The following is a 21,092-nucleotide window of genomic DNA, read 5'->3' as shown; positions in this document are numbered from 1 at the left end:
ATTAGACAACCATTGACAACAGATATTCAGAATTGAATACCCCATGCGGCGCGGCACCGACCTCGATTTCGACTGGCGACTGATCCGCTCCTTCCTCGCGGCGCTCGACAGCGGCAGCCTGCTGGCCGCCTCGCGCCTGCTCAACGCGAGCCAGCCGACGCTGGGGCGGCACATCGCCGAGCTCGAGTCGCAGCTCGGCGTGGTGCTGTTCGAGCGCACCGGCCAGGGCCTGCTTCCCACCGCCATGGCCACGCAGCTGGCCGAGTCGGCGCGCGTCATGGAGAACGGCGCACTGGCGCTGTCGCGCGGCGTGGCCGGTGCCAATGCCGCCACCGCGGGCACGGTGCGGCTGTCGGCCAGCCAGGCGGCGGCGCGCCACCTGCTGCCGGCGATCCTGGCGCGCATGCGGCTGGAGCTGCCCGAGATCCAGATCGAGCTGGTGGCCAGCAACGAGGTCAGCAACCTGCTGCGGCGCGAGGCCGACATCGCGCTGCGCATGACCCGGCCCGAAACCGCGAGCCTGGTGGCGCGGCGCGTGGGCCGCTTCGCGCTCGGCGCCTTCGCGCAGCGCGACTACCTGCGCCGGCGCGGCACGCCGCGCCACTGGACCGACCTGCTGCGGCACGACCTGCTGGGCTACGACCGCGACGAGAGCATCCTGCGCAGCTCGGCCGAGCTGGGCGCGCCGCTGCAGCGCGAGGACTTCTGCTTTCGCACCGACGACGTCAGCGTCTACTGGGAGGCGCTGCGCCACGGCATGGGCATCGGCTTCGTGGCCGAATCGCTCGCGCGCAGCGACCCCGAGGTGGTGCGCGTGCTGCCCGCGCTCAAGCTGCCCGCGCTGCCGGTGTGGCTGGCGGTGCACCGCGAGGTCCGCACCGACCGGCGCATCCGCGCGGTCTATGATTTCCTGGTGCGCACCCTTCCGGCCGCGCTCTGACCCGCTCCACAACCACCGCGCTCCCGGCGCCCGAGGCCCCATGACAGCCACCACCAACGCGCAGACCATCGAGCGCTTCTACGGCGCGTTCGCCCAGCTCGACGCCGCCACCATGGAAGCCTGCTACGCACCCGACGCGGTGTTCGACGACGAGGCCTTCTCGCTGCGCGGGCGGCGCGAGGTCGGCGGCATGTGGCGCATGCTGTGCGAGGCCACGAAGGCCAAGGGCGCGGACGTCTGGCACCTCAGCCATCGCGACGTGCGCGCCGACGAGCGCGGCGGCAGCGCCCACTGGGACGCCCACTACCGCTTCAGCGCCACCGGCCGCCTGGTCGACAACAGCATCGACGCGCGCTTCGGCTTCACGCCCGAGGGCCTGATCGCCACCCACCGCGACAGCTTCCCGTTCTGGACCTGGTCGCGCCAGGCGCTGGGCACGCCGGGGCTGCTGCTGGGCTGGTCGCCGATGCTGCGCAACAAGGTGCGCGCCACCGCCGCCGCCAACCTCGCCAGGTACCTCGCGAGCCGGCCCGCCTGAACACCACCCTTGCAAGGAACCCCATGAGCACCGACGACAACGCCCCGATCCTCTCGAACAACGAGGCCGAGCACCGCTACGAGGCCCGCATCGGCGGCGAGCTCGCCGCGCTGGCCGAATACAACCTGCTGACCGACGCGATCATGTTCACCCACACCGAGGTGATGCCCGCGCACGAGGGCAAGGGCCTGGGCTCGAAGATCGCGAAGCACGTGCTCGACGAGGCCCGCGCGCGCGGCCTGCACGTGATCCCGGTGTGCCAGTTCATCGCGGGCTACATCCGCAAGCACCGCGAGTACGCCGACCTGGTGCGGCCGGACATCCAGCGCGCGTTCAAGATCTAGGAACGCGGCTTCGCGGTCGGCGCCGGCAGCCAGGCGAAGGCCGCGATGCCCGCCAGCAGCAGCACGGCGATGGTCGCCAGCACGGCCGTGAGCGGATCGCCGCCGTGCGCCGCCGCCACCGAGGCGGCGACGCCCGTGCCCCACTGCATCAGCGCCACGCCCATGAACATCGCCATGGTGAAGACCGCCATCGCGCGGCCCGTGAGCGCCGCCGGGTAGGCGCCGCGCACGTCGGCGTACTGCCAGACGATGAAGCCCGAGAGCAGGCCGATCAGCAGCATGCCGGCGATATCGAGCCAGGCCGAGTGCACGAACGCGATCAGCGCGAACAGGCCCGTGTAGGCCAGCGCCCAGAGCACGATGCGGCGGCGCCGCGCGGCGGGATCGGTGCTGTCGAGCCGGCCGAACAGCGGCGCGCCGACCAGCGAGATCACCGACACCGCGAGCGCGACGTTGCCGCTCTGCACCAGCGAGAAGCCGTGCCGCTCGATCATCAGCGGCCCGAGCCAGAGCCCGCGCAGCGAGATGAAGGCGGCGTAGGTCACGCCGCCCAGCACCACGATGCCCAGCGTGTGGCGCAGCATCAGCAGCGCGCCGAACTGGCGGATCGCCTCGGGCACCGACTCGCGCCGCGCCGGCACGGCCGCCGCGGGCTCGCGCACCCAGTGCCAGATCGCGAGCCAGGCCAGTGCGGCCGCCAGCGCCAGCAGCATGAAGCCGGCGCGCCAGGAATGCGCCTGCACCAGCCAGGCCAGCGGCGTGCCCGTGACCAGCATGCCCAGGCCGCCGATCGCCAGCACCAGGCCGGAAACGGTGGCGAAGCGCTCGGCGGGGAAGTGGCGCGCGATGAAGACGGTGCAGACCAGGAAGGCCGGCGCGCAGCCCACGCCGATCAGCGCCTGGGCCAGCACCAGCACCAGGTAGTTCGAGGACAGGGCCGACAGCAGCGCGCCCGCGATCGCGACCGGGAAGGCCACCAGCACGGTGCGCCGCACGCCGTGCAGGTCGATGCCGATGCCCATGAACAGCTGCATCGCGCCGAAGGCGAAATGGAAGGCGCCCGAGAAGATGCCCAGCGCCTGCGGCGACAGGCCGAACTCGGCCTGCAGCGGGCTGGCCATGATGGCGCCGACGGTGCGGAAGGCCTGGCTCAGCGCCACGCCCGCGCACAACGCGAGCACCATGGCCCAGGCCGCACGCGCGCTCAGCGCCGCGGCCGGTGGTGAAGCGGTACTGGCGCCCTCAGCCGGCACCGTGGCACTTCTTGTACTTCTTGCCGCTGCCGCAGGGGCAGGGGTCGTTGCGGCCCGGCGTGGCTTCCTTGCGGAGGGTCTCGACCTTGGGGCCCAGGCTCTTCCAGAGCTGGCGCAGGTCGTACACGGCCCAGATGGCGGCGCCGAAGTCGTCCAGCCGCTGCTGGCTCACGCTGGGCGGGCCGTTCTCGTCGTACATCGAGAGCACCGGCTTGGCCTTGTCGTCCTCGGTCAGCACGACGATGTTCTCGAGCGCGTCGTCGAGCATCTGGGCCGCCTCCTTGTCGCGCGGCGGGGTCCAGTCCTCGGGCCAGTTCTCGACCGCGTACATGAAGCCCAGCGCCCAGACCTGGGCGAACGAGGGCAGCGCCTCGCCCTCCATCTCGGCGCGCTCCTCGGGCGGCAGCGCGGCGACGGCGCCGCGGGTGTCGAGCACCTCGGGCTGCCAGCTGCGCTCGTCCTCGAGCGTCTCGACGTCGGCATCGAGGCCGACCTCGATCTCGCGCCAGCGGCGCTTCCAGTGCCAGACGAATTCCATCTGCTGGGCCGGCACGAAGTCGTCGCCCAGTAGCACGGGCCAGTACTCCGCGGGCTCGATGACGCGGCGGGTACAAACCAGCGCTGCCAGGAAGCCCTCGCAGAACTCCCATTGGGGGATTTCCTCGTCGTGCTCGCGCATCGCGTCGAGCGCCCGGTCGAGGGCGTCGAAGTCGTCGGGACCGAGGGGTTGCAGGTCGGGGGTGGGGGCCGGATTCGTGCCGGCGGAGTCGGGTGGGGTGGTCGTCATGGCAAGTTCGAAGCAGCCCTCTATGATGCAGCAGGCTCCGGCAGCCCCTCACAACCATGCCCACGATCACTCCGTTTCCGGTCCGCTACACCGCCTTCGCCCTGTGCGTGGCCGGTTTCGCGGCCAGCCTGGCCTTCGTCCTGGCCTCCCCCCATCTCTGGTTCGCCTGGCTCGCGCTGGTGGTGTTCGCGGTGCTCGCGGGCACCGGCGTGCACGACCTGCGGCAGACCCGGCACGCGATCCTGCGCAACTACCCGGTGATCGGGCACCTGCGTTTTCTGCTGGAATTCATCCGGCCCGAGATCCGCCAGTACTTCATCGAGAGCGACGCCGAGGCCGCGCCCTTCTCGCGCGCCCAGCGCTCGCTGGTCTACCAGCGCGCCAAGGGCGAGCCCGACAACCGTCCCTTCGGCACCCAGCTCAACGTGACCATCGCGGGCTACGAGTGGATCAACCACTCGATGCAGCCGACGAAACTCGCCAACCACGACTTCCGCATCGTGATCGGCGGCACGCCGCAGCCGGCCGATGCCAACCCGGCCCAGGTCTGCACGCAGCCCTATAGCGCCAGCGTGTTCAACATCTCGGCCATGAGCTTCGGCGCGCTCTCGGCCAATGCCATCCTCGCGCTCAACCAGGGCGCCAAGAGCGGCGGCTTCGCGCACGACACCGGCGAGGGCTCGATCTCGCAGCACCACCGGGTGCACGGCGGCGACCTGATCTGGGAGATCGGCTCGGGCTACTTCGGCTGCCGCAACGAGGACGGCACCTTCAGCGAGGAACGCTTCATCGCCAATGCGCGCGACCCGCAGGTGAAGATGATCGAGATCAAGCTGAGCCAGGGCGCCAAGCCCGGCCACGGCGGCGTGCTGCCGGCACCCAAGGTCACGCCCGAGATCGCGGCCGCGCGCGGCGTGCCGATCGGCGTGGACTGCATCTCGCCCTCCTCGCACAGCGCCTTCTCCACGCCGACCGAGATGATGCATTTCGTGGCCCGGCTGCGCGAGCTCTCGGGCGGCAAGCCCACCGGCTTCAAGTTCTGCCTCGGCCATCCCTGGGAATGGTTCGGCATCGTCAAGGCGATGCAGGCCACCGGCATCACGCCCGACTTCATCGTGGTCGACGGCGCCGAGGGCGGCACCGGCGCGGCGCCGGTCGAGTTCAGCGACCACGTGGGCGCGCCGCTGCAGGAAGGCCTGCTGCTGGTGCACAACACGCTGCTGGGCGTGAACCTGCGCCACCGCATCAAGCTGGGCTGCGCCGGCAAGGTCATCACCGCCTTCGACCTGGCGCGCATGATGGCGCTGGGCGCCGACTGGTGCAACGCGGGGCGCGGCTTCATGATGGCGCTGGGCTGCATCCAGGCGCAGAGCTGCCACACCGGCCACTGCCCGACCGGCGTGACCACGCAGGACCCGGTGCGCCAGCAGGCGCTGGTGGTGCCGACCAAGGCCGAGCGCGTGCGCAACTTCCACCGCAGCACGCTGCATGCGCTGCAGGAGCTGGTGCAGGCCGCCGGCCTCGACCATCCGCAGCAGATCACCGCCCACCACATCGTGCGCCGCATCTCCGACACCGAGGTGCGCCTGCTGAGCAACCTGGTGATGCAGGTGCAGCCGGGCGCGCTGCTGGGCCCGCTCGACGAGCAGCACAACGTGTTCCGCACCTACTGGCCGCTGGCCAGTGCCGACAGTTTCCAACCCCTGACACAGGGAATGCAGGGCATGCAGAGCGCTCCCGCCGCATCCCAGGGGCTCGCGCTGGCCGCATGAATCCGCTGCGACGTGGCGGCGCCGGCGCGCGCCTTTCGATGCGCAAGGGCGTGGCCTCGGGCCCGGCCCCGCTGGATGCGATCCCCTCCCCGCCCGCGCCGGGCGACTACGCGGCCTTCCTGCGCACCACCCTGCCGCGCCAGGCCAAGAACGTGGCCAGCCACCGCTTCGGCGACGAGCGCGTGTGGCTCAAGAAGGCCGGCCCGCGCCACGGCAAGTGGGGCTACCGGGTGATGGCCGCGGTGGCGCGCATGGCGCGGCTGGACATCATCAAGCCGGTGCCCAACCCCGGCGGCGAGGCCGCCATCGCGACCGAGGCGCGCCGGCTGCGCCAACTGGCCGCGGCCGGCCTGCGCGTGCCCCGGGTGCTGGCCGAGCAGGCCGACGGCCTGCTGATCTCCGACCTGGGCGCCAGCGGCCGCGGCACCGTGGTGCTGCAGGAGCGGCTCGACCAGGCCGCCACCGCCGGCCCGGCCGCGCTGCTCGCGGTCTGGCGCGAAGGGCTGGCGGCGATCGCCACCGTGCATGCGCACGGCCAGCACCTGAGCCAGGCCTTCGACCGCAACCTGGTGCAGTGCCCCGACGGCGTGATCGGCTACATCGACTTCGAGGACGACCCCTCGGAGGTGATGACGCTGGCCGAATGCCAGGCGCGCGACTGGCTCAGCTACCTGCATTCCACGGCCATGATGCTCGAGGCCGCCGCGCCCGACGCCGCCGGCCAGCACTGGCATGCGGCGCTGGCCGACGTGAACGCCGACGTGCGCGAGCGCATCGCGAACGCGGCGCGGCGCATGAAGTGGGCGCAGAAGCTGCCCGCGAGCCGGCGCTGGGGCCGCGACACGCAGCGCGTGCGCGCCGTGGCACGGCTGCTCGGGCGCTGGCACGGCGCCTGAGCGCCAGCCGGCTACGGCAGCGGCTCGAAGGCCGCCTGCACCGCCACCCCGAGCGTGCCCAGCCGCTTGCGCATCGAGAGCACCGCCTTGTCCTTGCTGAGCAGCCGCGCGCGGTGCGCCACCGCGAGGTCGACGAACATCTGGTCGTCGGGGTCGCTGCAGACGTAGGGCGCGCGCTTCGGCACGCCCTCCACCAGCCGCGCGCGCGCATCGAAATCGGCCAGCACGGCCGGCAGCTCGAGCGCGCGCTGCGCCATGCGGCGCGCGATCAGCGGATAGCGCAGCACGCGCGCGAGCTCGCCGCGCATCGGCTCGGTGGCGACCCAGCGCAGTTCACCGGCCGCGAGCACGGCGGCCAGCGGGGCCCAGGCCGGGTCCTCGAACACCAGCAGGTCGAGCGCGATGTTGGTGTCGATGACGATCGATGGCGGCGCGGGCAGCGCCGGGCTGTCTGCGGACACGCGCATGAAGCCGCTAGCCCCGCGCCGAACCCGCGACCATGTCGAAGCGGAACAGCCGGCACTCGATCGGGCCGTTCCACATCGGCACGCGGCGCGATTCCTTCAGGCGCATGCGCTTGGGCAGCTTGAGGTCGGGCGTGAGCACCCAGGCGGTCCAGCCCGGGTAGTTCTTCTTCCAGTGGCTCGCGAGCTGCGGGAAGAATTCGCCGCCGTCGCCCTCCGCCTCGCCCTCGGCGGGTGCCGCCACCTGCGCGGTCTCGCGCGCGCCGCTGCGCGCCACGCCGCCGATGCCTATGCGCTCGCCGTAGGGCGGGTTCAGCACGATCAGGCCGGCCTCGGCGGGCGGCATGCGCTGCAGCGCGTCGCCCCCGCGGAACTCAATCGCCTGGTCCACGCCCGCGCGCTCGGCGTTGCGCTGCGCGAAATCGACCATGCGGTGCGAGACGTCGGAACCGAAGATGCGCGGCGCGGCGCCCGCTTCGGCCGCCGGCGGCTCGGAGGCGGCGCGCACCGCGGCCCACACGTGGGGCTGGAACGGCAGCAGCTTCTCGAAGCCGAAGCGGCGCAGCCAGCCGGCCGGGATGCCGAGCGCGATCTGGGCCGCCTCGATGGCGATGGTGCCGCTGCCGCAGCAGGGGTCGTACAGCGGCTTGTCGGCGACCTCGCCGGTCTCGGGGTTCCACCAGCCGCTGGCGGCCAGCATGGCGGCGGCCAGGGTTTCCTTCAGCGGCGCGTCGCCCTTGTCCTGGCGCCAGCCGCGCTTGAACAGCGGCTCGCCCGAGGTGTCGATGTAGAGGGTGCAGGTGTCGGTGGTCAGGTGCGCGAACACGCGGCAGTCGGGCCACTGGGTCTCGATGCTGGGGCGCACGCCGCCGGCCCGGGCACGGAAGCGGTCGGCGATCGCGTCCTTGATGCGCAGGGTGGCGAAGTTCAGGCTCTGCAGCGGGCTGTGCTGGGCCGTGGTCTCGATCTTGAAGGTCTGCCTGGGCGTGAACCAGATCTCCCAGGCCACGCCGCTGGCCAGCCCGTAGAGGTCGTTCTCGTTGCGGTACAGGCCCTGGGCCAGCTCGACCAGCACGCGCTGCGCGAGGCGGCAGTGCAGGTTGAGCTGCAGCACCTCGCGCCAGTCGGCGCGCACCCGCACGCCGCCGCGCAGCATCAGCAGGTCGTCGCCGGCACGGCCGGTGAGCGCATGCACCTCCTGCGCGAGAAACTCCTCGACGCCGGCGGCGCAAGGCAGGAAAAGGGAGAGATCATTCACGGAAGTTCGCTTGGTCGACGGCCGGCTACGGGATTGCCATTGTCGCTGTGTCGCCCTGCTTGCCTATAGTGGTCCGGTCCATGAAGCCCCTGCACGACTCCGCGGCGCCCGCCGCCCGCCCCGCCAGCGCCGGCGGAAACCCCGAAGCGCCAGGGGCCGCGCGGGACGACGGCTTCGCCATCCAGTGCGAGGTGCTGCGCATCTCGGTGCAGCCGATCGGGCCGATCCTGGCGGTGCAGTACCTGCTGAACTGCGGCATCGCGGCGCTGTTCGCCTGGCAGTTCTCGCTGCCGCTGTCGCTGGCCTGGCTGGGCCTGATCACGCTGGTGACGGTGATGCGCGCCTTCGTGCCGCAGCGCCTGCCCGAGCCCTTCACGCCCGACAGCCTGCGCCGCGCCCAGCGCGTGCACGTGCTGCGCACCGGCATCTGGGAGCTGGCGCACGGCGCGGCCGGCGTGCTGCTGTTCGACCCCTCGCGCATCGAGCTGCAGCTGCTGCTGGGCGTGATCGTGATGGGCATGACGCTGTCGGCCGCCTTCTCGGTCTCGTTCTACACGCCGGCCACGCAGCTCGCGATCACCCTGCTGCTGGCGCCGATCATCGTGATGGGCATCTGGCTCGGGCCGCCGATGATGATCGCGGTCGCCGTCATCGGCGCCGGCCTCACCGCCATGATGTGGAAGCTGGTGGCCGAGCGCTCGCGCCAGCTCGAGGAGAACATCGGCCTGCGCCTCAACGAGCGCACCCTGCGCGAGCAGGCGCTGGCCGGCCTGCGCGCCTCCGAGCAGGCCCAGGCCGAGCGGCTGCGCTTCTTCTCGGCCGCCAACCACGACCTGCGCCAGCCGGTGATGGCCATCGGCCTGCAGGCCGAGGTGCTGCGCCAGCAGCTGCGCGAAGGCGCCGACACGATGGCGGTGCAGCACACGGTGGGCTCGCTGGCACGCGCCCAGCAGGCGCTGGAAGGACTCACCAACCAATTGCTGGAGATCGGCCGCATCGAGGCCGCGGCCGACCCGCTGCGCCCGGCCGCGGTCGCGCTGGCGCCGCTGCTGCACGAACTCGCGCGCCAGGCCGGCGAACGCCGCGTGCTGGTGCGCTGCCCGAGCGACGCGGTGGCCTGGAGCGACGCGGTCTCGCTGCGCCGCGTGCTCGCCAACCTGGTCGACAACGCCGTCAAGTTCACGCCCGCGGGCCGCGTGCTGCTGGCGGTGCGCGCGCGCCGGCGCGAGGGTGAGGGCGAAGGCGGAGCCGCCTGGCGCGTCGAGGTGCGCGACAGCGGCATCGGCATCGCGCCCGAGGCGCACGAGCGCGTGTTCGGCGACTTCGAGCAGATCGGCAACGTCGAGCGCAACCTGCAGCGCGGCCACGGCCTGGGGCTGGCGATCGTGCGGCGGCTCGCGACCCAGCTCGGCATCGAGGTGGTGCTGCGCTCGGCGCCCGGCCGCGGCTCGGTGTTCGCCTTCGAGCTCGCGGCCGCGCCCGCCGACGCGGCGCCGCTGGCACCGACCGCCCTGAAGCCGCCGCCCGAGGCCGCGCCCGCGCTGCGCCCCGGCCTCGCGGTGCTGGTGGTCGAGGACAACGCCGTGGTCGCCGACAGCCTGCAGTCGCTGCTGCGCCAGTGGGGCGCGCAGCCGCGCGTCTACGGCAGCGCCGCCGAGGCGCTGGCGCTGGCCGACCTGCAGGCGCTCGACCTCGCGCTGTGCGACATCCGGCTGCCGGGCGCGCTCGACGGCATCGCGCTGGCCACCCGGCTGCAGCAGCTCAAGCCCGCGCTGGCCATCTCGCTGGTGTCGGCCGACATCGACGAGGCCACGCAGCGGCTGGCCAACGAGCGCGGCTGGCATGCGCTGCGCAAGCCGGTGCAGCCGGCCGAGCTGCATGCGCTGCTGCGGCGCGCGCAGCAGGCGCCGCCGCAGTAGGAGCGGTACCACCGGGCGCGGCGTTCCGAGCTATGCTGCGCGCCATCCCCGATGCCGGCCCGCCCGCCGATGCCCACCGCCTCCTCCCCGCCGACCCTCGCCGAACTGAAGGCGGCCCGCTACACGCCGGTCGCGATCGGGCTGCACTGGCTGCTGGCGCTGCTGATCCTCGGCGCGCTCGGGCTGGGCCTGTACATGACCGGGCTGCCGTTCTCGCCGCAGCGCGTGCGCTTCTACAGCTGGCACAAGTGGACCGGCATCGCGATCCTGCTGCTGTCCGCCGTGCGCCTGCTGTGGCGCCTCGGCCATCCGCCGCCCGGCGTGCCCGACTTCGTGCTGGCCGCCATGCCGCGCTGGCAGCGCACGGGCCGCACGATCAGCCACCGCCTGATGTACCTGCTGTTCTTCGCCGTGCCGCTGCTGGGCTGGGCCCAGAGTTCGGCGCTGGGCGTGCCGGTGGTGTGGTTCGGCGTGCTGCCGCTGCCCGATTTCGTGCCCGTGGACCGCGCGCTCGCCGAGCAGTGGCTGCAGCCGCTGCACCGGGCCGGCGCCTACCTGCTGGCCGCCGTCTCGGTGCTGCATGTCGCGGCCGTCGTCAAGCACCAGTGGATCGCGCGCGACGGCCTGCTGCGGCGCATGTGGCCCGGGCCGTCGTCGACTTCCAGGAAACCCAACGCATGACCTCCCTTCTTCACCGCTGGCATGGCGCGCTGGCGCTCGCCACGCTCCTCCTTCCAGCGGCCCATGCCGAGCCACCGCCCGCGCGGCTGGTGCCCGAGAAAAGCCAGATCGTGTTCGTGAGCAAGCAGATGGGCGTGCCGGTCGAGGGTTCGTTCAAGAAGTTCGACGCGCGCATCGCCTTCGACCCGAAGAAGCCCGAGGGCGGCAGCGTGGCGCTGCAGATCGACACCGCGAGCGCGGCCTTCGGCATCCCGATGACCGATGCCGAGCTGCCCAAGGCGCCATGGTTCGATGCCGCGCATTTCCCGCAGGCCGGCTTCCAGACCACGGCCATCAAGGCGCTCGGCGACGGCCGCTTCGAGATGGCCGGCAAGCTCACGCTCAAGGGCATCGCCAGGCCGCTGACCGTGCCCGTGACGATCGCGCCGGCCGCCAACGGCCAATCGGTGGCCAGCGGCAGCTTCGTGCTGCAGCGCATCGACTACAAGGTCGGCGACGGCGAATGGACCGACACCTCGGTGATCGCCAACGACGTGCAGGTGCGCTTCAAGCTCGTCGTCGACGGCCTCGGCGCGCCCTGACCCCACACACTCCCCCGCACGCAGCACCCGCCATGAAGAACAAGACACTGCTTCCCGCCGCCCTGCTGGGCTTCGCGCTCGCCGCGTCCGGCCTTGCCGCCGCGCAGGAATACACCGCCCCGCCCGTCGCGGCCAAGCCCGCGGGCGGCCCGGTCAAGGGTGCCAGCTACGTGGTCGACCCGACCCACACCTTCGTCATGTACGAGATGGGCCACTACGGCACCACCACCAACCGCGGCCGCTTCAGCACCAAGGACGGCAGCGTGCAGATCGATGCCGCCGGCACCAGCGGCAAGGTCGACATCACCATGGACATCAGCTCGATCAACACCGGCGTCGACCTGCTGAACCGGCACGTGCAGAGCAAGGACTTCTTCAACGTCGCCGAATTCCCCACCGGCCGCTTCGTCGCCGAGCGCATCGCCTTCAGCGGCGACAAGGTGGCCGAGGTGCCCGGCACGCTCACGCTGATGGGGCAGACCAAACCCGTCACTCTCAAGGCCGTGCGCTTCAACTGCTACCTGAGCCCGCTGATCAACCGCCAGGTCTGCGGCGGCGACTTCGAGACCACCGTCGAGCGCAGCGACTGGGGCATCACCTGGGGGCTGAACTTCGGCTTCGAGAACAAGGTGAAGCTGCTGGTGCAGGTCGAGGCGGTGAACGTGCAGCAATGAATTCCGAAAGAGAGCACTTCCGATGATGGACACCACCCTTTCCCTGCTCGGCATCGCCGGCGCCATGGCCGTGGGCGCGATGAGCCCGGGCCCGAGCTTCGTGATGGTGGCGCGCACGGCCGTGGCCTCCCGTGCCGACGGCCTCGCGGCCGCGCTCGGCATGGGCGCGGGCGGGCTGGTGTTCGCGATCGCGGCGCTCGCGGGGCTGCAGGCCGCGTTCCTCGCGGTGCCGGCGCTCTACCTCGCGATCAAGGGCTTCGGCGGCGCCTACCTGGTCTACCTCGGCATCCGCATCTGGCGCGGCGCGCGGCAGCCGCTCGCGATGGCGCCGGAGGCGGGCACGCCCGCCGCATCGGGCGGCCGCGGCAAGCGCACCTTCCTGCTCGGGCTGGCCACGCAGGTCAGCAACCCGAAGACGGCCGTGGTCTACGCGAGCATCTTCGCGGCCTTCCTGCCGCGCGAGGTGCCGCTGGTGCTGGCGCTCGCGGTGCCGGCCGTGATCTTCTGCATCGAGACCGGCTGGTACGCCATCGTCGCGCTCGCGCTGTCGTCGGCGGCGCCGCGCTCGGCCTACCTGCGCTACAAGACCTGGATCGACCGCGCGGCCGGCGGCGTGATGGGGCTGCTGGGGCTGCGGCTGATGTGGTCGGCGGTGCGCGGGACCTGAGGCGGGACGCTCACTCGCCCTTGATGCCGGCGCTCTGGATCAGTTGGGCCCAGCGAGCCCGGTCCTCGCCGAGCCACTGGCGGTACGCGGCCGGCCCGAGATGCTTGACCTCGGCGCCCAACGACTTGAGCCTGGCCTGCATGGCCGGCTTGGCGAGCGCCGCGGCGATGGCGGTGTCGAGCTTGGCCGCGATGGGCGCGGGCAGGCCCGCGGGCGCGATGAAGCCGATCGGCTGCGCATAGTCCTCGAAGCCCTTGAAGCCGAGCTCGGCGGTGGTGGGCACCTGCGGATAGTCGGGATGCCGCTGGGCGGTGGTGGCGGCCAGGATGCGGATGCGGCCGCTCGCGACGAAGTCGGACACGCCGACCATCGGGAAGAACATGAAGTCGACCCGGCCCGCCATCACCTCGGTCAGCGCCGGCGCGTTGCCCTTGAACGGGATGTGGTTCATCTTCGTCCTGGTGCGCTGCTCGAGCAGCGCGGCCGCCAGGTGCGCCGAGCCGCCCACGCCGGCCGTGCCGTAGCTGACCGCGCTCGGCCCGCTCTGCGCCTTCTTCACCAGGTCGCCGAGCGTCTTGTACGGCGAGTCGCCGGCCACGACGATGAGCTGCGGCAGCACCGCGACCATGCTCACGGGCGTGAAATCCTTGACCGGGTCGTACTTGACGCGCTCGGGCTGCAGCAGCGGATTCACGTTGTGCGAGATGGTGTTGACGACCAGCGTGTAGCCGTCGGGCGCGGCGCGCTGCACGTACTCGGTGGCGATGTTGCCGTTGGCACCCGGCTTGTTCTCCACGATGACCGACTGCCCGAGCGCGGTGCCGATGTCCTGCGCGAACACGCGCGCCAGGATGTCGGTCGGGCCGCCGGCGCTGTAGCCGACCACGAGCTTGATCGGCTTGTCAGGGTAGTCGTTCTGGGCCTGCGCGCGGCCGTGGAGGCCGGCGCTGCCGAGCAGCGCGGCGGCGATCAGCAGCAGGCGGCGGGTGGGGAGATGTCTCGTCATCTTGTTTTCCTTTCGGTTCGGGGATTCACGGGGCCGGCCGCAGCAGGTCGGCCGAGAGCTGCGCCACGCCCGGAGCGCCGCACAGGCGCATCGTGCGCAGCAGTTCGTCGTGCAGGATGTCGAGGGCGCGCTGCGCACCGGCGTCGCCCGCGGCCACCGCGCCGAACAGCGTCGCGCGGCCCAGCAGCACGCCGTGCGCGCCCAGGGCCAGCGCCTTCGCGATGTCCGCGCCGCGGCGGATGCCGCCGTCGACCAGCACCGGGCAGCGCCCGGCCACGCCCTGCAGCACCTCGGGCAGCGCCTGCAGGCTGGGGACGGCGCCGTCGAGCTGCCGGCCGCCATGGTTGGAGACGACGATGGCGTCCACGCCCATGGCGGCCAGGCGCGTGGCATCGTCGGCGCGGCTCACGCCCTTGACGATCAGCTTGCGCGGCCAGCGCTCGCGCACCTCGGCCAGCCGCGCCCAGTCGAAGGCGGGGTCGTAGCTGCGGCCGACGGACGAGGCGATGGCGCCCGCGCTGGTCGCCGCCGTCTCGAGCCCGCGCAGGTTTTCCATTGCGGGCAGGCCGCGCAGCAGCATGTCGAAAGCCCAGCGCGGCCGCGAGGCGAAATCGAGCACGTTGCGCGAGGTGAAGCGGAACGGAATCGAGAAGTGGTTGCGGAAATCGCGCTCGCGCTTGCCGCCGACGGGCAGGTCGACCGTGATGACCAGTGCCTCGTACCCGGCCTCGCGGGCACGGTCGACCAGCTGCCAGAAGAAGTCCCGGTTGCGCAGCACATAGGCCTGGAACCACAGGCGCCCGGGCGCCTGCTCGGCGATGGTCTCGATGGCGGTGGTGGCGCTGCTCGACAGGGTGTAGGGCAGGCCCATCCTGGCCGCCGCGCGTGCGAGCGCCAGGTCCGCGCCGCGCCAGCCGAAGCCCGCCGCGCCGGTCGGCGCGATGGCGGCCGGCATGCCCGCGGGCGCGCCCAGCAGGCTGCAGGCGGACGAGGCATCCGCCACGTCGACCAGCACGCGCGGCGCGAGCTGCCAGCGCTCGAAGGCGCGGCCGTTGCCGGCGAGCGTGCGCTCGTCCTCGGCGCCACCGTCGAAGAAATCGAACACGGCGCGCGGCAGCCGCCGGCGCGCGAGCGTGCGCAGGTCGGCGATCGAATAGCAGGCGGCCGCGCTGTGCGTCATGCGCCGGCCAGCGCCGTGTCGGCCACCGCGCGCGGCGTGCCGTCGTCATGGAAGAAGCGCGTCGCCATCACCTGGCAGCGCTTGATGTAGCGCGGCTCGTCGGGTCGGTAGTCGGGGATCGCGTTGTGGATGGTGCCCATGTTGTCCCACATGAGCACGTCGCCGACCTCCCAGCGATGGGCATAGCGGAACTCGGGGCGGGTCTGGTGCGCGAAGAGGAATTCGAGCGCCTCGGCGCTTTCCTTCTCGTCCATCTCGTTGATGCGGATCGCATAGCCCGGGTTGGCGTAGAGCACGCGCCGGCCCGTGATCGGGTGCACGAGGAACAGCGGATGCGAGACCGGCGGCCGCGCCGCGCGCTGCGCGGGCGTGAGCGGCGGACGCGTGCTGCCGCGCTCGCGGCGCATCATTTCCCAGAACTTGTCGAAGTCGTGCAGCACGGTCATGCCCTCGAGGCGCCGCTTCCACGGATCGGGCAGGGCCTCGTGCGCCGCATGCATGTTGCAGAACTCGGTGTTGCCGAGGGGCTGGCCGTCGCGGTGCGGAATCCGGATGCCGTAGAGCACGTTGGTGAACGCGATCATCCGGTTGTAGGACATGTCGGTGTGCCAGTCCTGCCCCGCGTCGGAGAGTCCGAGCGGCTTGCCGTTCTCGACGATGTTCGACAGCACCATGACCTCGGGCAGTCCCGGCTCCTGGTAGGCGCCCGCCACGTTGACCTCGAGCCGGCCGAAGTTCGCCGAGAAGTCGCGCAGCTGGGTCGCGGACAGTTCCTGCCGGGGGTAGCTCAGCACGCCGTGGCGGCCGAGCGCCTGCAGCAGCTGTTCGAAGACCCCGGCGGACAGCGGGCGCGACAGGTCGAGTCCCTCGACGCGGGCACCGAGGGTGGCGCCGCCGGGAACGATGCGGATGGTCATGGATGGAGTCCTCTGGCGAATGAAGGGGGTCGTGTTCGGGGAAGGCCGTCAGTACGCGGCGTCGAGCAGCGCGCGGATCTCGTGCGCGCCGGCGACGCGCCGCGGGTTGTAGTAGAGGCCGCGTTCGCGCATCGTCTTGGCGCCGATGCGGTCGAGCGCATCGCGCGGCACGCCGATGTCGCGCAACCGCGTAGGCACGCCGATGGCCGCCTGCAGCGCGCGCAGGGCATCCACCAGCGCGGGCACGCCGGGCGCGCCCCACGCCGCGGCGGCGCGCATCAGCGGCCCGGCCGCGGCTTCGGCATTGAAGGCGATGGCGTGCGGCAGCATCACGGCATTGGCATCGCCGTGGCCGACGCCGGTCACCGAGCCGATCGCATGGCACACGGCGTGATGCAGGCAGGTGCGCGCATTGACCAGCACCTGGCCCGAGAGGTGCGCGGCATAGAGCAGCGCGGCGCGCGCCGCGACGTCCCGCGGATCGCGGTGGACGGCGGGCAGCGCCTGCGCGAAGCGCGCCATCGCATCGAGCGCCAGCGTCTCGGCCAGCGGCGAACGCTCCATCGAATAGAGGCCCTCGAGGCAATGCGCGAGTCCGTTCATGCCGGTGGCGCACATCAGCGCCGCGGGGATCTCGAGGTTGGCGCGCGGGTCGATCAGCACCAGCCGCGCAGCGAGCTGCACATCGGTGAACAACAGCTTGGCGCCGTCGTCGCCGCGCACGCCGAGCGACGCCGTGACTTCGGCGCCGGAGACGGTCTGCGGAACGGCCACGATCGGCAGCTTCGGCGCGAGGAGGCGCGGCGCCACCAGCGAATCGGGCGGCGTGAAGCGCACCGCGTGGTCGGCGAGCGCACCGCCCTCCGCCATCAGCAGCGCGATCGCCTTGGCCGTGTCGGAGGCACTGCCGCCGCCGATGGCGACGAAGCCGTCGACGCCCTCGGCGAGCGCCCGCGCGGCCAGCTGCTCGACCAGCGCCACGCTCGAATGCGCGGGCACCGGGTCGGCCAGCAGATGCGGCAGGTCGCCCAGCGCCGCAAGGCTGCGCGCGAACAGGGCCGAGCACTGCGTGCGCGCGCCGCCCAGCACCAGCGGCCGCGCGATGCCCAGCGCATCGAGCTCGGCGCGCAGGCCGTCGATGGCGCCTTCGCGCATCACCAGCCGCGTGGCGACGCCGCGGTGGACGAAGGAGGCGGGCAAGGCGTTCATTCGGCGGAAGCGGAGGCGAAGTCGAAGGCCGTCACCATGCGCTGCTCGGCGATGCGCCAGCCATGGCCCGGATCGCGGCGGAAGACGGTGGTCGTCAGGTTGAAGCGCAGCGGCCCGGCGATGCGCGGCGGCGCGCCGTCGGGCTGCGCGGCGGCGGGATGGCGGTAGGCCGTCATGTAGGCCTCGACCTCGGCCGATGTGCCGTCCTGCGCGCTCACATGAGCATTGGTGAGCACATGGCGCGTCTCGACATCGGCGGCGCGCGCTTCGAGCGCGGCGCGCACGGCCGGCTTGCCCTCGAGCCACCGGCCCTGGCGCAGCCAGCGGCAGTCGTCGGCGAACAGCGCGAGCATCGCGTCGTAGTCGCGCCGGTCGAGCGCATGGAAGAAGCGGTGCAGCGCCTGCGTCAGCTCGGGCAGCAGGCGCGCGGCGTCAGGAATGGAAACATCGGCGGTCATGTGGCGGACGAGTCTAGGAGTCGGCTTGCCCGCTGACACACCCTGTTCGACAATCCAAGGTTTGCGATTTGGAAACCTTGAACCGGGTCGAACGACGTGGATCGCCTTCGCTGCCTTCAGATATTCACCGAGGTCGCGCGCTGCGGAAGCTTCGCGCGCGCAGCCATGCAGCTCTCGGTGTCGCGCGCCACCATCACCAAGCACGTGGCCTGGCTCGAAGCCTCGATGGGCGCGCAGTTGCTCAAGCGCACGTCCAAGCAGGTGGCATTGACCGAGGCCGGCGCGCGCGTGCTCGACTCGGGGCGCGACCTGCTGGAGCGCTACGAGGCGATCGAGGGCGAGGTGCGCGATGCCGTGCAGCTGCCGCGCGGTGCGATCCGCGTGGGCACGCCGCCCTCGTTCGGCGCCTACCACCTGATGCGCGTGGTGGCGCAGTTCACCCACCGCTACCCGGACATCGAGGTGACGGTGGTCCATGACGACGGCCGCTCCGACCTGGTGGCCGAGGCGCTCGATCTCTCGATCCGCATCGCCCCCTCGCTCGAGGACGCGAGCTACGTCGCGCAATCGCTGCTGAAGGCGCCGCAGGTGGTGGTGGCGTCGCCGGCCTACCTGAAGGCCTACGGCCGGCCCGCCACGCCGGCCGACCTGGCGCGCCACAACTGCCTGGTGCACATCATCAAGTCGGGCTCGGGCGTGTGGAAGTTCGCCGGCAACCCGCCGCAGGAGGTGCGCGTGCGCGGCACCGTGCGCGCCAACATGGGCGATGCGATCAAGCAGTGCGCGCTGCTGGGCACCGGCATCTCGCTGCACCCGCACTACATGGTGTCGGAGGAACTGAAGGCCGGCACGCTCGAGGCCCTGCTGCCCGGCGCGGTGCCCGAGGAGCTCGACATCCACGTGGTGTTCTCGACCCGGCGCAACATGCCCAGCCGCGTGCGCCACCTGCTGGAGTTCCTGCGCGAATGGTCGCGCCATCCGCCCGACTGGGCCTTGCCGGCCACCACCGCGGCGCGCGGCACCGCGGGCCGTTGAACGGTCGCCCTCAGGTCTCTTCGGCGACGAAGGGATTGCGCAGGCAGCCGAGGCCCGAGATCTCCACCTCGACGACATCGCCGGCCTTCAGGTGCGGCGACTTGCCGTCGGTGCCCATCCAGATCACGTCGCCCGGGTACAGCGTGAGATGCCGCGTCATCGCGCTGATGAAGGTCGCGATGCCGAACAGCATCTCGCCGGTGCGGAACTGCGTCTTCACCTCGCCGTTGACGCGCACCGTGGTCCGGGCCGCGTCGAGGTCGAAGTCGGTCTCGATCCACGGCCCCATCGGCTTGAAGGTGTCGCTGTTCTTGGCGCGCCAGAAGGTGCGGTCCGAGGCCTGCCAGAGCCGCTCGCTCACGTCGTTGCCGATGGTGTAGCCCAGCACGCACGACAGCGCGTCGGCCTCGCTCAGGTGGCGGGCCTTCTGGCCGATCACCACGACCAGCTCGCCCTCGTACTCCACCTGCTTCGCGTTGGACGGAATGACGACGGCTGCCTCGTGCGGAACCAGGGCGTTGACCGCGCGGTAGCCGATGTCGGCCTTCTCGGGGATTGCGAGCGTCTGGCCGCTGCGCTCGGCGTATTCCTTGATGTGGCGCACGTAGTTGAGCCCCGCCGCATAGAAGGTGCGCGGCAGCAGCGGCACCTCGATCCGCACGTCGGCCAGGCGATGCACGGCGCCCGTGAAGTCGTGGCCGCCGAAGGGGCTGCCGTTCACCGCGCGGACGCGGTCGTCCTCCAGCACGCCGTAGCTGCTGGCGGCCGCGCCGGGCGCGGTGTAGTGGATCCATCTCATGCGCGTGCTCCTGTCGGTGGTGTTCGGGCCCCCTGCTCGCAGAGGCACCACAGCATGACAGGCCGAGGTTTGCGGAACGGAAACCGACGGTTTGCGAAAGCCGCCTAGACCGCCTAGAGCAGGCTCTCCGGCGTCAGCGGCGCCAGCAGTTCGAGCATGGTGCGGTCCCAGAAGCCCGAGTCGGGCTCCTCGCTCAGCACCGTGGTCTTGCCGGCCTCCTCGCTGACCCACTCCAGGCGCGAGTCGCTGCCTTCGGCGAAGCGCAGCCTGTAGGCGCCCTGCTGCTTGAGCACCTCGAGCAGCTTCAGCGCCTGCTGCGCCATCTCGGGGCTGCGGATGAACAGGCCGATCTCGGTGTTGTGGACCTCGGAGCGCGGGTCGAAATTCATCGAGCCGACGAACAGGATGCGCTGGTCGATCACCGCCGACTTGGCATGCAGCCGGCCGACCGAGGTGCCGAACAGGCCCAGCCGCACGCTGCGGCGGGTGCGGTTGGTGCTGAGTTCGTAGAGCTCGGCGCCCAGGCGCAGCATCTCGGGCCGGTAGCGGCGGTAGGCGGTGTGCACCAGCGGCTCGTCGGTGGCGGCGAGCGAGTTGGTCACCACGCTGATCTTCACCTGGCGCCGGCGGATCTCGTTCATCACCTCGAGCCCCGCGGCGCCGGGGATCAGGTAGGGCGAGACGATGGTCACCTCGCTGCGCGCGCGACGCATCTGCTCGACCACGTTGTAGCGCACGCTGTCGACGTCGAGCAGCGGCACGCCGCCGTACGAGGCGGTCTTGCCGATCACGCGATCGGGCGAATCGGCATAGGCCTCGGCGGTGGTCCAGATCAGGCCGAGCCGGCCAGCGTCGAGGTCCTCGGCGATCGGGCCGTAGCCCAGCAGGTCGTTGGGCGCGGGCTTCGGCGGCGGCGGCGTGGTGTCGGGGCCGGTGGCGGCCTCGAAGCGGCGTTGCAGTTCGTCGGCAGGCAGCGCGCTCGCCACCACCGATTCGACGGGCCGCACGTAGGGGCTGTTCCAGTACTGGTCGAACAGGCTGCCCAGGCGCGGGACCAGCGCGCCCGTCACGAAGGTGTCGAGGTCGATGAAGTTCTCGCCCGCGGTGCGCCGGAAGTACTGGTTGCCGATGTTGCGCCCGCCCGCCACGGCCATCGCGCCGTCGGCGATGAACAGCTTGTTGTGCATGCGCCGGTTGACGCGGCTGAAGTCGAACAGCGAGGCGGTGAAGCGCGCGAGCAGGCTGCCGCGGCCGGCCGGGAAGGGGTTGAACAGGCGCAGCTCGACGTTGGGCGTGGCCGCGAAGCCGCGCAGCAGCTCGTCCTCGCCCGCGGTGTAGAGGTCGTCCATCAGCACGCGCACCCGCACGCCGCGCTGCGCGGCATCGCGCAGGGTGCGCAGCAGGTAGCGACCGGTCTCGTCGTTCTCGATCTGGTAGTACTGGACGTCGAGCGTGCGCTGGGCCCGGCGCGCGAGCTGGATGCGGGTGTCGAAGGCGAAGTCGCCGCCCGGCATGAGGCGAAAGCCGCTGAGGTCGGGGTCGGGCTGCGCGGCCAGCGCGATGCGCCCGAGCGCGGTGTCCTTCGACACGGCGATGGCCTTGGCGGGGGCGCGCGGAGCTTCGTCGGGCAAGGTGGCGCAACCGGCGGCCAGCAGCGCGGCCGCGATGGCGAACACCCAGGGCCCACAGCGCGACAGCAGGCGTCGGGCCATCG

The 21,092-nt window shown here is 71.7% G+C and carries 22 protein-coding genes; 11 read left to right on the top strand and 11 right to left on the bottom strand.

What is annotated here, in order from left to right:
• Nucleotides 1–43 precede the first annotated feature (43 nt).
• Genes AC07RM_RS36170 through AC07RM_RS36160 form a run of 3 tightly spaced genes read left to right on the top strand, consistent with a single transcriptional unit; the run spans nucleotide 44 to nucleotide 1,822 of the window.
• Nucleotides 44–940 carry a LysR family transcriptional regulator gene (locus tag AC07RM_RS36170; RefSeq protein ID WP_296781706.1) on the top strand — a complete coding sequence of 299 codons (897 nt, stop codon included), beginning with the start codon at nucleotides 44–46 and terminating at the stop codon, nucleotides 938–940.
• A gap of 40 nt (nucleotides 941–980) precedes the next feature.
• Entirely contained in the window at nucleotides 981–1,478 is a 498-nt protein-coding gene (locus AC07RM_RS36165) for a nuclear transport factor 2 family protein (RefSeq protein ID WP_495337559.1), read from the top strand.
• A 23-nt stretch (nucleotides 1,479–1,501) separates the two neighbouring features.
• Nucleotides 1,502–1,822: a GNAT family N-acetyltransferase gene (locus AC07RM_RS36160; protein WP_057595774.1), complete on the top strand. Its 321-nt coding sequence runs from the start codon at nucleotides 1,502–1,504 to the stop codon at nucleotides 1,820–1,822.
• Here AC07RM_RS36160 and AC07RM_RS36155 read toward each other — a convergent pair.
• Nucleotides 1,819–3,006: an MFS transporter gene (locus AC07RM_RS36155; RefSeq protein ID WP_495337592.1), complete on the bottom strand. Its 1,188-nt coding sequence runs from the start codon at nucleotides 3,004–3,006 to the stop codon at nucleotides 1,819–1,821. The genes AC07RM_RS36160 and AC07RM_RS36155 overlap by 4 nt on opposite strands.
• 58 nt (nucleotides 3,007–3,064) lie before the next feature.
• Nucleotides 3,065–3,862, bottom strand: coding sequence for a UPF0149 family protein (locus AC07RM_RS36150; RefSeq protein WP_495337558.1), 798 nt, complete (start codon nucleotides 3,860–3,862; stop codon nucleotides 3,065–3,067).
• A 56-nt stretch (nucleotides 3,863–3,918) separates the two neighbouring features.
• Here AC07RM_RS36150 and AC07RM_RS36145 point away from each other — a divergent pair, with 56 nt between their 5' ends.
• Together AC07RM_RS36145 and AC07RM_RS36140 are read left to right on the top strand one after the other, a co-directional pair.
• Nucleotides 3,919–5,634 carry an FMN-binding glutamate synthase family protein gene (locus AC07RM_RS36145; protein ID WP_093350675.1) on the top strand — a complete coding sequence of 572 codons (1,716 nt, stop codon included), beginning with the start codon at nucleotides 3,919–3,921 and terminating at the stop codon, nucleotides 5,632–5,634.
• Entirely contained in the window at nucleotides 5,631–6,530 is a 900-nt protein-coding gene (locus AC07RM_RS36140) for a BUD32 family EKC/KEOPS complex subunit (protein ID WP_093350673.1), read from the top strand. The genes AC07RM_RS36145 and AC07RM_RS36140 overlap by 4 nt, the downstream gene beginning before the upstream one ends.
• Nucleotides 6,531–6,541: 11 nt before the next feature.
• Here the strand turns inward: AC07RM_RS36140 and AC07RM_RS36135 are convergent, their stop codons facing one another.
• Together AC07RM_RS36135 and AC07RM_RS36130 are read right to left on the bottom strand one after the other, a co-directional pair.
• Nucleotides 6,542–6,997: a PIN domain-containing protein gene (locus AC07RM_RS36135; protein WP_093350670.1), complete on the bottom strand. Its 456-nt coding sequence runs from the start codon at nucleotides 6,995–6,997 to the stop codon at nucleotides 6,542–6,544.
• 7 nt (nucleotides 6,998–7,004) lie between these two features.
• Nucleotides 7,005–8,252: a THUMP domain-containing class I SAM-dependent RNA methyltransferase gene (locus tag AC07RM_RS36130; RefSeq protein WP_495337557.1), complete on the bottom strand. Its 1,248-nt coding sequence runs from the start codon at nucleotides 8,250–8,252 to the stop codon at nucleotides 7,005–7,007.
• An 80-nt stretch (nucleotides 8,253–8,332) separates the two neighbouring features.
• Here AC07RM_RS36130 and AC07RM_RS36125 point away from each other — a divergent pair, with 80 nt between their 5' ends.
• The 5 genes from AC07RM_RS36125 to AC07RM_RS36105 all read left to right on the top strand — a co-directional run bounded on the left by AC07RM_RS36125 (nucleotide 8,333) and on the right by AC07RM_RS36105 (nucleotide 12,774).
• Nucleotides 8,333–10,171: an ATP-binding response regulator gene (locus AC07RM_RS36125; protein ID WP_495337556.1), complete on the top strand. Its 1,839-nt coding sequence runs from the start codon at nucleotides 8,333–8,335 to the stop codon at nucleotides 10,169–10,171.
• A 69-nt stretch (nucleotides 10,172–10,240) separates the two neighbouring features.
• A complete protein-coding gene (locus AC07RM_RS36120; RefSeq protein WP_093350663.1) occupies nucleotides 10,241–10,852 on the top strand; it encodes a cytochrome b in 612 nt (203 codons plus the stop codon).
• Nucleotides 10,849–11,433: a YceI family protein gene (locus AC07RM_RS36115; RefSeq protein ID WP_296797595.1), complete on the top strand. Its 585-nt coding sequence runs from the start codon at nucleotides 10,849–10,851 to the stop codon at nucleotides 11,431–11,433. The genes AC07RM_RS36120 and AC07RM_RS36115 overlap by 4 nt, the downstream gene beginning before the upstream one ends.
• A gap of 32 nt (nucleotides 11,434–11,465) precedes the next feature.
• A complete protein-coding gene (locus tag AC07RM_RS36110) occupies nucleotides 11,466–12,107 on the top strand; it encodes a YceI family protein (RefSeq protein WP_495337555.1) in 642 nt (213 codons plus the stop codon).
• Between the two features lie 22 nt (nucleotides 12,108–12,129).
• Nucleotides 12,130–12,774: a LysE family translocator gene (locus tag AC07RM_RS36105; RefSeq protein WP_495337554.1), complete on the top strand. Its 645-nt coding sequence runs from the start codon at nucleotides 12,130–12,132 to the stop codon at nucleotides 12,772–12,774.
• Nucleotides 12,775–12,784: 10 nt separating this feature from the next.
• Here the strand turns inward: AC07RM_RS36105 and AC07RM_RS36100 are convergent, their stop codons facing one another.
• Genes AC07RM_RS36100 through AC07RM_RS36080 form a run of 5 tightly spaced genes read right to left on the bottom strand, consistent with a single transcriptional unit; the run spans nucleotide 12,785 to nucleotide 17,544 of the window.
• Nucleotides 12,785–13,780: a Bug family tripartite tricarboxylate transporter substrate binding protein gene (locus tag AC07RM_RS36100; protein ID WP_495337553.1), complete on the bottom strand. Its 996-nt coding sequence runs from the start codon at nucleotides 13,778–13,780 to the stop codon at nucleotides 12,785–12,787.
• A gap of 25 nt (nucleotides 13,781–13,805) precedes the next feature.
• The gene (locus AC07RM_RS36095; protein WP_495337552.1) at nucleotides 13,806–14,960 is read right to left on the bottom strand and encodes an alpha-hydroxy acid oxidase; all 1,155 of its coding nucleotides are present in this window, start codon (nucleotides 14,958–14,960) and stop codon (nucleotides 13,806–13,808) included.
• Nucleotides 14,957–15,877 (bottom strand): TauD/TfdA dioxygenase family protein, encoded by a 921-nt coding sequence (locus AC07RM_RS36090; protein ID WP_495337551.1) that lies wholly within the window; start codon nucleotides 15,875–15,877, stop codon nucleotides 14,957–14,959. Before AC07RM_RS36090 ends, AC07RM_RS36095 begins: the two co-directional genes overlap by 4 nt.
• A 48-nt stretch (nucleotides 15,878–15,925) precedes the next feature.
• Complete coding sequence (locus AC07RM_RS36085; RefSeq protein WP_495337550.1) at nucleotides 15,926–17,086, bottom strand: iron-containing alcohol dehydrogenase family protein; 1,161 nt, start codon at nucleotides 17,084–17,086, stop codon at nucleotides 15,926–15,928.
• Nucleotides 17,083–17,544 carry a nuclear transport factor 2 family protein gene (locus AC07RM_RS36080; protein WP_495337549.1) on the bottom strand — a complete coding sequence of 154 codons (462 nt, stop codon included), beginning with the start codon at nucleotides 17,542–17,544 and terminating at the stop codon, nucleotides 17,083–17,085. The genes AC07RM_RS36085 and AC07RM_RS36080 overlap by 4 nt, the downstream gene beginning before the upstream one ends.
• Nucleotides 17,545–17,640: 96 nt before the next feature.
• Here AC07RM_RS36080 and AC07RM_RS36075 point away from each other — a divergent pair, with 96 nt between their 5' ends.
• On the top strand, nucleotides 17,641–18,579 hold the full coding sequence (locus tag AC07RM_RS36075; protein ID WP_093350643.1) for a LysR family transcriptional regulator: 939 nt from the start codon (nucleotides 17,641–17,643) through the stop codon (nucleotides 18,577–18,579).
• Between the two features lie 10 nt (nucleotides 18,580–18,589).
• On the opposite strand, the gene AC07RM_RS36070 is transcribed toward AC07RM_RS36075, so the two are convergent.
• Nucleotides 18,590–19,378 carry a fumarylacetoacetate hydrolase family protein gene (locus tag AC07RM_RS36070; RefSeq protein WP_495337548.1) on the bottom strand — a complete coding sequence of 263 codons (789 nt, stop codon included), beginning with the start codon at nucleotides 19,376–19,378 and terminating at the stop codon, nucleotides 18,590–18,592.
• Between the two features lie 113 nt (nucleotides 19,379–19,491).
• Nucleotides 19,492–21,090 (bottom strand): phospholipase D family protein, encoded by a 1,599-nt coding sequence (locus AC07RM_RS36065; protein WP_495337547.1) that lies wholly within the window; start codon nucleotides 21,088–21,090, stop codon nucleotides 19,492–19,494.
• Between the last annotated feature and the right edge of the window lie 2 nt (nucleotides 21,091–21,092).

The sequence above is a fragment of the Variovorax sp. GW821-FHT09B05 genome (assembly GCF_059418265.1).
This window is presented reverse-complemented; position numbering and strand designations above follow the sequence as displayed.

Coding starts and splice junctions, on each gene's coding strand:
- AC07RM_RS36155 (WP_495337592.1), bottom strand. CDS start 3,006: ATGGTGCTCGCGTTGTGCGCGGGCGTGGCGCTGAGCCAGGCCTTCCGC.
- AC07RM_RS36080 (WP_495337549.1), bottom strand. CDS start 17,544: ATGACCGCCGATGTTTCCATTCCTGACGCCGCGCGCCTGCTGCCCGAG.
- AC07RM_RS36165 (WP_495337559.1), top strand. CDS start 981: ATGACAGCCACCACCAACGCGCAGACCATCGAGCGCTTCTACGGCGCG.
- AC07RM_RS36170 (WP_296781706.1), top strand. CDS start 44: ATGCGGCGCGGCACCGACCTCGATTTCGACTGGCGACTGATCCGCTCC.
- AC07RM_RS36065 (WP_495337547.1), bottom strand. CDS start 21,090: ATGGCCCGACGCCTGCTGTCGCGCTGTGGGCCCTGGGTGTTCGCCATC.
- AC07RM_RS36145 (WP_093350675.1), top strand. CDS start 3,919: ATGCCCACGATCACTCCGTTTCCGGTCCGCTACACCGCCTTCGCCCTG.
- AC07RM_RS36140 (WP_093350673.1), top strand. CDS start 5,631: ATGAATCCGCTGCGACGTGGCGGCGCCGGCGCGCGCCTTTCGATGCGC.
- AC07RM_RS36105 (WP_495337554.1), top strand. CDS start 12,130: ATGATGGACACCACCCTTTCCCTGCTCGGCATCGCCGGCGCCATGGCC.
- AC07RM_RS36090 (WP_495337551.1), bottom strand. CDS start 15,877: ATGACCATCCGCATCGTTCCCGGCGGCGCCACCCTCGGTGCCCGCGTC.
- AC07RM_RS36110 (WP_495337555.1), top strand. CDS start 11,466: ATGAAGAACAAGACACTGCTTCCCGCCGCCCTGCTGGGCTTCGCGCTC.
- AC07RM_RS36095 (WP_495337552.1), bottom strand. CDS start 14,960: ATGACGCACAGCGCGGCCGCCTGCTATTCGATCGCCGACCTGCGCACG.
- AC07RM_RS36070 (WP_495337548.1), bottom strand. CDS start 19,378: ATGAGATGGATCCACTACACCGCGCCCGGCGCGGCCGCCAGCAGCTAC.
- AC07RM_RS36160 (WP_057595774.1), top strand. CDS start 1,502: ATGAGCACCGACGACAACGCCCCGATCCTCTCGAACAACGAGGCCGAG.
- AC07RM_RS36135 (WP_093350670.1), bottom strand. CDS start 6,997: ATGCGCGTGTCCGCAGACAGCCCGGCGCTGCCCGCGCCGCCATCGATC.
- AC07RM_RS36100 (WP_495337553.1), bottom strand. CDS start 13,780: ATGACGAGACATCTCCCCACCCGCCGCCTGCTGCTGATCGCCGCCGCG.
- AC07RM_RS36120 (WP_093350663.1), top strand. CDS start 10,241: ATGCCCACCGCCTCCTCCCCGCCGACCCTCGCCGAACTGAAGGCGGCC.
- AC07RM_RS36115 (WP_296797595.1), top strand. CDS start 10,849: ATGACCTCCCTTCTTCACCGCTGGCATGGCGCGCTGGCGCTCGCCACG.
- AC07RM_RS36150 (WP_495337558.1), bottom strand. CDS start 3,862: ATGACGACCACCCCACCCGACTCCGCCGGCACGAATCCGGCCCCCACC.
- AC07RM_RS36125 (WP_495337556.1), top strand. CDS start 8,333: ATGAAGCCCCTGCACGACTCCGCGGCGCCCGCCGCCCGCCCCGCCAGC.
- AC07RM_RS36085 (WP_495337550.1), bottom strand. CDS start 17,086: ATGAACGCCTTGCCCGCCTCCTTCGTCCACCGCGGCGTCGCCACGCGG.